Source organism: Nonomuraea fastidiosa, from assembly GCF_042751225.1.
GTDB classification, from domain to species: domain Bacteria; phylum Actinomycetota; class Actinomycetes; order Streptosporangiales; family Streptosporangiaceae; genus Nonomuraea; species Nonomuraea fastidiosa.
In genome coordinates this window covers 375,058-387,451 of the sequence record NZ_CP170570.1, presented here as the reverse complement: position 1 = coordinate 387,451, position 12,394 = coordinate 375,058, and the positions used below count along the sequence as shown (strand labels likewise).

Annotated in this window: 7 protein-coding genes; 6 read left to right on the top strand and 1 reads right to left on the bottom strand. The window is 73.1% G+C overall.

What is annotated here, in order from left to right; all coding sequences use genetic code 11:
* Positions 1-29 precede the first annotated feature (29 nt).
* The gene (locus ACFMQL_RS01730; RefSeq protein WP_364066615.1) at positions 30-1,652 is read right to left on the bottom strand and encodes a beta-N-acetylglucosaminidase domain-containing protein; all 1,623 of its coding nucleotides are present in this window, start codon (positions 1,650-1,652) and stop codon (positions 30-32) included.
* 32 nt (positions 1,653-1,684) lie between these two features.
* On the opposite strand from ACFMQL_RS01730, the gene ACFMQL_RS01725 reads away from it, so the two are divergent.
* The 6 genes from ACFMQL_RS01725 to ACFMQL_RS01700 all read left to right on the top strand — a co-directional run bounded on the left by ACFMQL_RS01725 (position 1,685) and on the right by ACFMQL_RS01700 (position 12,357).
* Positions 1,685-3,532 (top strand): MBL fold metallo-hydrolase, encoded by a 1,848-nt coding sequence (locus ACFMQL_RS01725; RefSeq protein ID WP_364066612.1) that lies wholly within the window; start codon positions 1,685-1,687, stop codon positions 3,530-3,532.
* A complete protein-coding gene (locus tag ACFMQL_RS01720) occupies positions 3,529-4,572 on the top strand; it encodes a LacI family DNA-binding transcriptional regulator (protein ID WP_378784295.1) in 1,044 nt (347 codons plus the stop codon). The genes ACFMQL_RS01725 and ACFMQL_RS01720 overlap by 4 nt, the downstream gene beginning before the upstream one ends.
* Positions 4,573-6,096: 1,524 nt before the next feature.
* Positions 6,097-7,062 carry an ROK family protein gene (locus tag ACFMQL_RS01715; RefSeq protein WP_378784294.1) on the top strand — a complete coding sequence of 322 codons (966 nt, stop codon included), beginning with the start codon at positions 6,097-6,099 and terminating at the stop codon, positions 7,060-7,062.
* Positions 7,063-7,202: 140 nt separating this feature from the next.
* A complete protein-coding gene (locus tag ACFMQL_RS01710) occupies positions 7,203-7,787 on the top strand; it encodes an SIS domain-containing protein (RefSeq protein WP_364066603.1) in 585 nt (194 codons plus the stop codon).
* A gap of 29 nt (positions 7,788-7,816) precedes the next feature.
* Positions 7,817-10,363: a glycoside hydrolase family 38 C-terminal domain-containing protein gene (locus ACFMQL_RS01705; protein ID WP_364066600.1), complete on the top strand. Its 2,547-nt coding sequence runs from the start codon at positions 7,817-7,819 to the stop codon at positions 10,361-10,363.
* Entirely contained in the window at positions 10,360-12,357 is a 1,998-nt protein-coding gene (locus ACFMQL_RS01700) for a hypothetical protein (protein WP_378784291.1), read from the top strand. Before ACFMQL_RS01705 ends, ACFMQL_RS01700 begins: the two co-directional genes overlap by 4 nt.
* The last annotated feature ends 37 nt before the right edge of the window (positions 12,358-12,394 follow it).

Genomic DNA, 12,394 nt, shown 5'->3' with positions numbered 1-12,394 from the left:
GATCCCGCCCCGGGGCGGGCGCACGTGCGTCAGGCGCCCGCGCGGTCGAGGACCTGGCGGATGAACGGCGGGATGACGCGGCGCAGCACGTTCGCCTCGTGCTCCTCGGCACGGGCCAGCGCCTGCGCCACCTGCTCGGGCGTGCGGCCCCCGTGCAGCAGGTCGAGCGCGGCCAGGCCGGCCGCGGCCATGTCGCGGGCGGCCGCCACCCAGCGCTCCAGCTCCCGCGCCAGCGCCCCCGGCACGTCCGTCGGCAGGCCCGCGAGCCGGTCCAGCTCGGCCCGCAGCCGCTCGTCCGGCCCGCCCTCCAGCACGGACGCGCACAGGGCGGTCAGCTCGGGGCTCTGGTCCGCGCCGGGCGGCCAGGCCGAGCAGGCCCGCACCAGCGGCAGCAGCTCGGCCGCGCCCGGCACCAGCCGCACCGCACGCTCGTGCGCGCTGCCCGGCTCGTACGCCGCCAGGTGCCAGGCGTAGTCGGCCACCGTCGTCAGCGCGATGCGCGAGGCCGCCGCCTGCACCATGGGGTTGGCCGTGATGCCCTCCAGCGGCGCGCCGTCCAGGTCCGTCGCCCGGCCGGTCAGCGGCCCGAGGAAGACCCGGGAGAAGTCGAAGTCGTTGACCGGGAAGTTGTCCCAGAGCGCCACCCGGTGCCCGTAGGAGTCGGCCGCCGCCCGCGTCTCGCCGGCGGTGATCGCGCCCACGACGATGTCGGACCCGGTCCACCAGACCAGCACGTCGGCGGGCAGCTCGGCGGCCAGCCGATCGCGGTAGGCCGAGCGAGCGGTGCCCGCGTAGTCGGTGGGCACCATGGTCAGCGGCCGGTCCGCGCCGCGCGGGGCGAGGAAGTTGTCCGCGAAGTCGCGGCAGACCGCCGCGTGGGCGCTCGCGCTCGCGCCCTCCGCCGTGCCGTACGCCGCCTTGTCGGGCTCGTGGCTCAGCTCGGGCGGGATGTCGTCGAACAGCAGCGCGTACTCCCGTACGCCGATCTCCCACACCTGCTCGGCCTTGGCCCGCAGCGCCGCCCGCTCGGCCGGGTCGCTGTAGACCATCGACAGGCCGGGGCTGAGCGCGAAGACGAACCTCACGTGCCGCCTGCGCGCCTCCGCGACCAGCTCGCCGAGCCTGGCCAGCTCTTCCTCCGGGTACGGCTCACGCCACCGCTCGCGGTGGTACGGGTCGTCCTTGGGCGCGTACACGTACGTGTTGAGCTTGTGCCTGGCCGAGAAGCGCAGGTGCTCCATGCGCTCCTCGTGGCTCCACGGCGTGCCGTAGAAACCCTCGATCGTGCCCCGGAGCGGCAGGTCCGGCCAGTCGCGCACGTCGATCTCCGGCACGCAGGCCGCGTGCGCGGCGCAGGGCGCGGCGAGCAGCGCGAGCAGGGTCTGCGCGCCGTAGAACGCCCCCGCGGGGTCGGCGCCGCTGATCAGCACGCCGCCCGGTCCCGCGCTGAGCGCGTAGCCTTCGGGCGGCAGCTCGGCGTCCACCCGCACCTCGACGGGCACGGCTTCGCCGGTGCCCAGAGTTTCGGTGAGTACGGCGACGGCGCTGGCCGCGGCGGGATCGCCCGTGATCCGGCACCCGCTCAAAACGACGTGATCGGTGCCGATGGTGGCCTTCTTCGGACGGGGGACAATCCACTCCAGGGCATCCATTGTGGGAACGATACCGGATAGACTCCTGGCCCGTGGGTAAGGAAGTCACCGAAGTCGCGCCCGGGGTGCTCCGCGTCGAGGACACCTGCAACGTCTACGTCATCAAGGCCCCCGACCGCCCCGACGGGCAGCGCACCGGCATCGCCGTCGACTTCGGCTCCGGCCGGGTGCTCGACCTGCTCGACGAGCTCGGCCTCGACCGCATCACCGACGTGCTGGTCACCCACCACCACCGCGACCAGGTGCAGGGGCTGCACCGCGCGGCGGCCGCGGGCGTCGCGATCCACGTGCCGCCGGTCGAGCGCGACCTGTTCGACAAGGTCGACGAGCTGTGGTCAGGCCGCCAGATCTACAACGACTACGACCTGCGCGACGACCGCTTCTCGCTGCTGGAGCCGGTCGAGATCACCAGCGTGGTGCCCGAGTACCGCACGGCCCGGTACGGCGGCATGGACGTACGCGTGCTGCCCACCCCCGGCCACACGCCCGGCTCGGTCACCTACGTGGTCGGCAGGATCGCCTTCACCGGCGACCTGATCTACGCGCCCGGCAAGGTGTGGTCGCTGGCCGCCACCCAGTGGTCGTACACCGAGAACGAGGGCCCCGCCATGGTGGTCATCAGCGCCGAGCTGCTCCAGCGCGAAGACCTTGACCTGCTGCTGCCCTCCCACGGCGACCCGATGACCGAGCCCGCCGACGCGCTGTCCCGGCTCTCGGCCGCCATGCAGCGCTACGTCGACTTCCGCCGCCCCCGCCCGTGGGACCTGCGCGGCCTGCTCACCAACCCGTTCATCGAGATCACGCCCCACCTGCTGATGAACAGGTCCAGCCAGTCCTACAGCTACGTGCTGCTGTCGGAGTCGGGCGCCGCCATGGTCTTCGACTTCGGCTACGACATGTGCACCGGCCTGGTCAAGAGCACCGCCCGCGAGGCCCGGCGGCCCTGGCTGGCCTCCCTGCCCGCACTGCGCGAGCACTACGGCGTCACCGCCGTCGAGGTGGCCGTGCCGACCCACTACCACGACGACCACGTCGCCGGCATGCCGCTGCTGCGCGACGTCGAGGGCACCGAGATCTGGACGCCGTCCCACATCGCGCCCATCCTGGCCACGCCGCTCCACCACGACCTGCCCTGCACGTGGTTCGACCCCATCCCGTCGGACCGGGTGCTCGGTCTGGGGGAGACCGTGCGCTGGCGGGAGTACGAGATCACGGTGTACGACCTGCCGGGGCACACCATGTACGCGGCGGCGTACGCGTTCGAGGTGGACGGCCACCGGGTGCTGGTCACCGGCGACCAGCAGGACGGCCTCGGCGTCCCCGGCGAGCGCCAGGAGATACTGAACTTCCAGTACAAGAACCGCTTCCAGATCGAGGACTACCGCAAGAGCGCCGCGCTCTACAACCGGCTCCGCCCCGACCTCATGGTCAGCGGCCACTGGCGGCCCCGCTGGGTGGACGACGACTACCTGCGCATGCTCACCGAACGCGGTGAGGAGCTGATCGCGCTCCACCGCGAGCTGCTGCCCTCCGACCGGTTCGATCTCGGTGCCGACGGGGTGCTGTGCCGGCTGACGCCGTACTATACGAGCGTCCCCGCGGGCGGCGAGATCACGTTGACCGCCACCGTGCGCAACCCGTGGCCGGACAAGGCGGTGGCCACCATCGAGCCGGTGGTGCCGCCCGGCTGGCGGCGCGAGCCGGGATCTTTGGCGCTTAGGCTGCCCGGAGGGGGTATGGAGCAGGTGCATCTGCGGCTCGGCGCGCCCGCGGAGCCGCGCCGCCGCGTACGCCTGGCAGTCGATCTGACCATCGGCGACCTGCGACTCGGGCAGCACGCCGAGGCGCTGGTCGACGTGGTCACGGAAGGGAACCGATGACCGTAGAACGGCGCCGCACCCCCGCAGGCCGTTCCCGCCGTCCCACGATCAAGGATGTCGCCGAGGCCGCCGGCGTCTCCCGCTCCACCGTCTCCCGGGCCCTCACCGGGCGCGGCTATGCGGCCAGCGACGTGCGCGAGCGCGTGCTGCGCGCCGCCGAAGAGCTCGGCTACGTGCCCGACGTCATGGCCCGCACGCTCAAGCAGCAGGTCAGCCGCTCTGTCGGGGTGCTGGTGAGCGACCTGCGCAACCCGTTCTACGCCGAGCTCGCCGCAGGGGCCAGCGCCGCGGCCCGCGAGCGCGGCTACACCATGGTGCTCGCCGACACGAGCCTGTCCGGCGAGACCGAGACCGAGGCCGCCGAGGCGCTGGTCGCGCTCAGAGTCGCCGGCGTGATCGTCACCCCCAACTCCTCCGCCGTCTCCACCTACCTGTCCTCACACGGCATCCCCGTGGTCGAGGTCGACCGCCAGTTCGCCGCCGGCTCCACCGACGGCGTCGTGGTCGGCAACCGCGTCGGCGCCCGTACCGCCACCGCCCACCTCGTCGGGCTCGGCCACCGCCGCATCGCGCTGTTCATCGACGAGACCGACTGGACCACCGGCTACGAGCGCTACCAGGGCTACCTTGAGGCGCTGACGGCCGGCGGCATCACCGTCGACCCCGACCTCGTCGTCTCCTCCGGCTGGGACGTCGCCGACTCCCGCCGCCGCGCCCTCGACATGCTGAGCGGCCCCGACCGGCCCACCGCCGTCTTCGCCGCCAACAACGTCCTCGCCGAAGGCGTCTGGCGGGCCATCGGCGAGCGCGGCCTGGCCGTACCACGGGACATCAGCCTGGTCGCCTTCGACGACGCCCCCTGGATGAGCATGGTCTCGCCCCAGGTCACCGCCGTCTCCCAGGACACCTTCAACCTGGGCGCCACCGCCGTCCGCCGGCTCCACGAGCGCATCGAGATGCCCGACGCCGACTCGGTCACGACCGTACTCAACGTCCGCCTCATCGAACGCGAATCAACCGCCCCACCACCCGCCCTCTGAGCGCCTCGTCTTTGCCGAGCGTTGGGACCGCCCCGCGCCCAGGGCGTGTTTCCCGCGCTCCAGGGTCTTGTCCGCCTCTGCGAGGGGTGGTTCTCGCGTCCCGCGGTGCGCTTTTTCGTGTCCTGGGGGTGCTGCCTGCGCTCGGGGGTGCTGCCTGCGCTCCGGGGGTGCTTTCCACGTCCGCGAGGGGTGCTTCCCACGTCCCGAAGCGCCTTTCGCGTCCCGGAAGGTGGCTTCCTGCGCCCCAGGGTGCTTTTCGCGCCCCGCGCCTCGGGAGAGGGCCGCGCACCACGCACCTCGCACAACCAGCCCGATCGGCACCGCGCGGGACCGGCGATCCGCCCCCGCCGCGTTTGGCGCCTTGGCGTGCGGTGCGAGTTGCGACGCGGCGGCGCCTGTGGTGTGGGGAGCGATCGTTGCGGGGTGGTGCCTGCCGATCTGCCCCCGCCGCGTTTGGCGCTCTGGCGTGCGGTGCGAGTCGCGGCGCGGCGGTGCCTGTGGTGTGGGGAGCGATCGTGCGGGGTGGTGCCTGCGGCGCCGGGGGCGACCGTCACGGTGCGGTGCCTGCGATCCGCCCGCGTCGAGCCCAGCGCTTCGGCGCATCTGGCGCGGTGCCGCCGCGTCGTGCCCTGCGATCCACGGACGCAGCCGAAGCGGCGTGACGGGGGGCTCTGGTGCGCACTGAAGGCGGCGCGATGCCCGTGGCTGAGGCGCGAGCCACGACGGACGGCGCGTGCGCTGGAGCCCTTCGGGCCCGGCGCTTCGGCGCTACGGGACGCGTCCGTCGCCCGGTGGCAGGCGATTCGGGGCGCGTCCGTCGCCCGGTGCCAGGCGACGCGGTCGCCAGCCGACCCCACGGGCGCTTCGTGCCGTCCACGGGCGCTTCGTGCCGTCCAGGGGCGGATGCGTGGTGTCCAGGGGTGGCTGCATGTTGTCCACGGGCGGCTGCGTGCGGTCCAGGGGTGGCTGCGTGCGGTCCAGGGACGATCGCCGGGCCGGCGACCTTCACGATCGCGCCCGCGAGGCTCCGGGCGGTGACCGTGACCTGGCGCATGGTCGCCACGCGCCTCGTCCTCGGCTGCGTCGCGGTCGGCGCCTTCGCGACCCCAGCGTGCGGCCGGTACGGAGCGGCGCCCGTCGCCTGGGCGGCTCACTGCCGGGCGGTGCGGGTGCGGTCGCATCGAGCCCTCTTGCCCTGTGACCCCGAGGTGAGCGGCACATGCGTGCCCTACGGCTGGGCGCTTCGGTCGTCCGGCGGGTGGCCGGCGCGCGGTGTGGGTCGCGGTGCGGGTCGCGGTGCGGGTTCGTGGGCGATCGGCGGATCGCCGGCACGTCGGCGACGGCCGCTGCCCAGCCGCGTGACAGGCCCCCGGCGCTCTGCATGTCTCAAGAAGTGGACACACATGTCTGCGATCTGACATTTCACGGCCGCCGTGCGTTGACCCGCGGGGAAAACTCGCCCTAGGATCCAATGTGGGAACGATGTCATAGGCATGTGCGTCAGTCGTTCCCGTCGGAGGCCCAATGGAGCACGATCTTCCCCCAGTTCTGTCGCTGGACATCGGCGGCACCAAACTCGCCGCGGGCGTGGTCACAGGCGATGGCCTGATCCACGGCTGGCAGCTCGCCCCCACCCGCAGGGAGGAGGGCCCGCAGCGCGTCCTGGCCAGGCTGTTCGACCTGGGCAGGAAGGCGATCGCGGAGGCCGGCATGCCCGAGATCGCCGCCGTCGGCATCTCCTGCGGCGGGCCGCTGAACACGGCGACCGGCGTGCTGGAGTGCCCGCCGCACCTGCCGGGGTGGATCGACGTCCCGATCGGCGCGCTGGCCACGGAGGCGTACGGCGTCCCCTCAGCCCTTGAGAACGATGCCACGGCCGCGGCGCTGGGCGAATTCCGGTACGGCGCGGGGCGCGGCACCAGCACCATGCTCTACCTGACGATCTCCACGGGCGTGGGCGGCGGCTCGGTCATCGGCGGCCGCCTGCACCGCGGCGCGGCCGGCAACGGCGGCGAGCTGGGGCATGTCATGGTGCGGCCGGGCGGGCGCCGCTGCTCGTGCGGGCGGCACGGCTGCCTGGAGGCGTACGCATCCGGCACCTCCATCGCCGAGCGCGCCAGGGAGGCGCTGGCCGCCGGCCGTCCCTCGTCCCTGTCCGCCATCGAGAACCCGACCGCCGAGGACGTCTCCCGCGCCGCCGAGGCCGGCGACCCGCTCGCCGTCGAGATCTGGGACGAGACCACATGGGCGCTGGGCAGCGCGCTCACCGACCTGGTGAACGCGTTCGAGCCGGAGCTGGTCGTGCTCGGCGGTGGCGTCACCCGTTCGGGGGCCCGGCTGCTCGACCCCGTCGCGGCGGCGGTCGCCAGGGACGCCATGCCGCCGGCCGCCCGCAGCGCCCGGATCGAGCTGGCCAAGCTCGGCGCGGGAGTGTGCGTGGTCGGGGCCGGTGCCGTCGCGCACGATCTCGTCGCGGGCGCCCCCCGCTGACCCCCAGAAGGCCGCTGACCCCCAGAAGGCCCTCGGCAAGGCCCCAGCCCTGATGAACCGCTCAGCGTAAGGCCCTCGAGGCGCGAAGTTCCGTCCGCAGCGGAGCCGAAGACCCACCGACCTCTCCACAGGAAAGACCCATGTCCGACGTTTCTTCCACGCCCGAGCTGCTGGCGCAGCACGTAGAAGGCCACCTCGCCGCCGCGCGCGGCATGGCGGCGCTGCTGCCCGCCGTCGAGGCCGCCGCGGACCTGCTCATCGAGACCTTCACCAGGGGCGGCACCCTCTACACGATGGGCAACGGCGGCAGCGCGGCCGACGCCCAGCACTTCACCGGCGAGCTGATCGGCCACTACCGGCGCGACCGCCGCCCGCTGCCCGCCGTGACGCTCACCACCGACGCCACCGTCATGACCTGCATCGCCAACGACTACGTCTACGAGGACGTCTTCGCCCGGCAGGTGCAGGCGCTCGCCAAGCCAGGCGATGTGGTCGCCGCCTTCACGACCAGCGGAAACTCCCCGAACGTGGTCGGCGCGCTGCAGGCCGCGCAGAGCAATGGAGCGGTGACGGTACTCTTCGGCGGCAACGACGGTGGCAAGGCCGCCGCGTACGCCGACCACCTCCTCCTAGCCCCCAGCACCGAGACCCCGCGCATCCAGGAGATCCACACACTGATGCTGCACATGATCAGCGACAAGATCGACGCGTGGGCGGCCGCATGACCAGGCGTCGTTCCAGGTCGCGGGCTCCCATGTCGAACGCGCCCTCCGGCAGCCAGCCCTCCGGGCTGTCCCGCGCGCAGCGCCCGGCGGCCACCCCCCAGCGCACCCTCCACATGATCGGCAACGCCCACCTCGACCCGGTGTGGCTGTGGCCGTGGCAGGAGGGCTACCAGGAGGCGCGGGCCACGTTCTGGTCGGCGATCCACCGCATGGACGAGTACCCCGACTTCGTCTTCACCTGCGACCAGGTCGTGCTGCTCTCGTGGGTGGAGGAGTCCGACCCCGAGCTGTTCGCCAGGATCCAGGAGAAGGTGGCGGAGGGCCGCTGGGTGATGACCGGCGGCTGGTGGGTGGAGCCCGACTGCAACATGCCGTCCGGCGAGTCGTTCGTCCGCCAGGGCCTGTACGGCCAGCGCTACCTCAAGGAGAAGTTCGGCGTCACCGCCACGGTCGGCATGAACGTCGACCCGTTCGGCCACAACGCCATGCTGCCCGCCATCCTGCGCGGCCAGGGCATGGACTCCTACACCTTCCTCCGTCCTGGACCGCACGAGAGCGAGCTGCCCGGCACCATGTTCTGGTGGGAGGCCCCGGACGGCAGCCGCGTGCTGGCCTACCGCATCCCGTTCGAGTACTGCAGCCCGCCCGGCGACGTCGCCGGCCAGACCGAGAAGGCGCTCGCCCAGCTCGACCGCTCGCTCGGCGACCTGATGATCTTCTACGGGGTGGGCAACCACGGCGGCGGCCCCACCAAGGCGAACATCGAGTCGATCCACCGCTACGACCGGATGGGCTCGTTCGGCGAGATGATCCTGTCGTCGCCGCGCCGCTACTTCGACGAGATGATCAAACGGCTGGGCGAGGAGGGCCTGGCCGAGCTGCCGGTCTGGCGCGACGACCTGCAGCACCACGCGGCCGGCTGCTACTCGTCGCACTCCGGCATCAAGCTGTGGCAGCGCCGCGCCCAGGCGGCGGTGCTGTCGGCCGAGCGGTGGGCGGCCATCGCCGGTCACGACGCCCGCGCCGACCTGGAGCGGGCCTGGAAGCAGGTGCTGTTCAACCAGTTCCACGACGTGCTGCCCGGCTCGGCCATCGAGCCCGCGTACGACGACGCCCGCGACCAGCTCGGCGAGGCCGTCGCGATCTCCAAGCGCATCATCACCAGGGCGCACAACGTGATCGCCCGCGACGTGCACGTGCCCGAGGAGCCCGGCACCCAGCCGGTGATCGTGTTCAACCCGCACCCGTGGCCGGTCTCCACCCGCGTCGAGCTGCAATACAGCGTCGCCCCCAACGGCGTGCACGTGGTGGACGCCGACGGCGCGGACGTGCCGTGCCAGCGCATCCAGTCGGTCGCCACCACCGACGACAAGGGCCGCGGCGCGACGGTGTTCAAGGCCGAGCTGCCGCCGCTGGGCTACCGCCTCTACCGGCTGCGCCAGGGCCCCGGCATGAACCCGGCCGGCACGCTGTCGGCGTCCCGGCACCACCTTGAGAACGACGTGCTGCGCCTGGAGCTCGACCCGGTCACCGGCTGGCTGTCCAGCCTGGTCGACAAGCGCACCGGCGTGGACCTGGTGGCCGGCGCGTCCGGCGAGCACACGCAGGTGTGCGAGGACCCCACCGACACCTGGGGCCACCGCGTCGTCTCCTACGACTGGCCGGGTCAGCCCATGGCCGTCACCGACATCGTGCTGCGCGAGAGCGGGCCGCTGCGCGCCCGCATCCGCGTCGAGCGCGAGTGGGGCCGCTCCACCATGGCCGAGGAGTTCATCCTCGGCGCGGGTGACGACGACGCCGTGGAGGTGCGGGTCACGCTCGACTGGCGCGAGCAGGCGCACCTGATGAAGCTGCGCTTCCCGGTCGGGCTCGAGAGCCCGGTGGCGACGTACGAGATCCCGTTCGCGCACCTCACCAGGCCCATCGACGGAGCAGAGGAACCGGCGCAGTCGTGGGTGGACCTGTCGGGCTCGATCGGCGGCACCCGCGCGGGCCTGGCCGTGGTCAACAACGCCAAGCACGGCTACGACGTCGCGCCTCCCGGGCCCGGCCGCAGCCACAGCATCGGCATCACCGCCGTGCGCAGCCCCGTCTACTCCTGGCACGACCCCAGGCTGCTCGACCCCGACGGCTTCTACTCGTACCAGGACCAGGGCGTGCAGCGGTTCTCGTACCTGCTGGTGCCGCACGCGGGCGACTGGCGCGAGGCCGGGCTCACCCGCCGCGCCGCGCTGCTCGGCTCCCCGGTACGGGCGATGCTGGAGAGCTTCCACGACGGGCCGCTGCCCAGCTCGCGCGGCTACCTCGACGACGGCGGCGGCCAGGTGATGGTGACCGCCGTGAAGCTGCACGAGGACACGCCTCGCGATCTCGTGGTCAGGGCCGTCGAGACCACCGGCAGGCCCGGGACGGCGACGCTGAACATCCCCGTCGCCGGCATCCGGCTCACCGCCGACTTCGGCCCCTGCCAGATCCGCACGTTCCGCATCCCGCTGGACGACCCGCTCTCGGCGGTGGAGACGGACCTGGTGGAGATGGAGGTCCGCAAGGGCGCGTTCACGGTGGAGCCGTGGTGACGGACGACCCCGGCCCCGCCGGAGCAGGGGGAGAGCAGGACCCGCACCCGCCCGGCGACGCCTCCGCGGCGGCCGGCGGCCTTTCGGCGGTCGCCGCTCCGGAGGCCGAGGGGGCCGCGCCCGTGGTGATCGCCGTGCCCGGCGGTGGCGAGCTGCGGGTCGAGGTGCTCGGCACGGGGCCGTTCGCGGTGGACTGGAGCTGGGGCGAGCCGCTGCCGACCGGCCGCCGCGCGCTGCGGCTCGACATACGCTACGACGGCGCCGAGCCGGCCGCGGCCACCGTACGCGTCAGCAGGTCGGTGGCCTCGGCCGCCGCCCCGTGGTGGCTGATCCCCGGCCTGTTCTACGGCGAGAACCGCCCGGCCGGCTGCCACCGCGTCTTCCCCCGCTTCGAGCCCGGCGCCGACCGTCCCGGCGAGATGGTCTCCGCCTCGTGGGGGTTCCGCGCCGACCGCGCCGCCACCCCCGCCGTCCTGGTGTGGGGCGACGACGGGGGCGCCGCGCTGATCGCCGACGAGGTCTCGCCGCTCGGCATCACCGGTCTTGAGCTCTCGTACGCGGAGGGGCGGGCGACCGTCGCGCTGCTGTTCCCGTACCGGGAGCATCCGATCACCTACTACGGCTCGGCGGACCCGCTGCCCGCCCAGGCCGCCACTCACGTCTGGCGGCCGGGCGAGTCGCGGTCGCTGACGCTCGCCACCGCGCCGCTGCCCGCCGACCGGCACGCGTACGCGCCGCTGCTGCGCGAGGACCGTGAGCTGCGGCTGCCGGCGGCCCCGATCGAGCCGTGGGAGGACGTGACCACCGCCGCCGACATCGCCGCCGAGGGCCTGTACCGCTGGCACTACGACCCCGACCCCGGCGTGCTGCTGGAGACGGTCGGCTTCGACAGGGAGGTCAGCGGCGGCGACGGGCGGCCGGTGGACCGGCAGGCCATGCACGTCGGCTGGGTGAGCGGCATCCCCTGGGCGGCGGCGCTCCTGGAACACGGCCTGCGCACCGGGCGGCCCGAGCACGTCGCCGCCGCGGAACGGGTCATCGGCTTCATCTGCGCGAACCTGTCGCCGTCCGGCACCTTCTGGGGCACCTGGTACCGCATGAGCGGCTGGTCGCAGAGCTGGAGCCCGGTCAAGGGCGCCCTGCACGCGCGCACGCTCGGAGAGGCCACCCTGTTCCTGCTGCGCGCGCTGCGCCTGCGGCCGAACCCCGAGTGGGCCGCCGCCGCCCGCTCCAACCTGGACGTCATGGTCGCCCGCCAGCGCCCCGACGGCAACCTCGGCACCCTGCACCACGCCGAGACCGGCGAGGTGCTGTCCTGGTCGGGCGCGTCCGGCCTGACCTGGGTGGCCGCCCTCGCCGAGTCCGGCGAGCCCGGCGATCTGCGGGCGGCCGAGCGGGCGGGGGAGTACTACGCCAGGTTCGTCGAGGACGAGTTCATCTACGGCGCGCCCGAGGACGTGGACCTCGCACCCACCTCCGAGGACGGGTACGCGGCGGTCATGGCGTACATGGCGCTGCACCGCCGTACCGGCGCGGCCCGCTGGCTCGACCTGGCCCGCCGGGCCGCCGACTGGATGCTCACTTTCCGCTACACCTACAACGTGCGCTTCGGCCCGCGCACCCCGCTCGGCGCGTACGGCTTCGCCACCCGGGGCGCGGATCAGGCGTCGCCGTCCAACCAGCACCTGCACGCGTACGGGCTGGTGTGCACGGCGGAGCTGGCCGAGCTGTCGGAGGCGCTGGGGGATCCGTACTACGCCGAGCGGGCGCAGGAGACGCTCGACTGCTTCCGCCAGCTCCTCCCGGCGGCCGACGGCGACATCAACGCCTACCGTGGCATGATCACCGAACGGTACTACCAGACGGACTGCTTCCAGCCGAAGGGCATGTACCTGACGCTGTCGCACGCGTGGAGCGCGGGGGTGCTGCTGCTGGCCTGCGAACAGGTGCTCGCTGCCAAACCGGGAGACGCCTACCGAGCAGAGCCCACGTGACATTGCACCGGTTCGATCTTCCGTCGGCTCGCCGCTA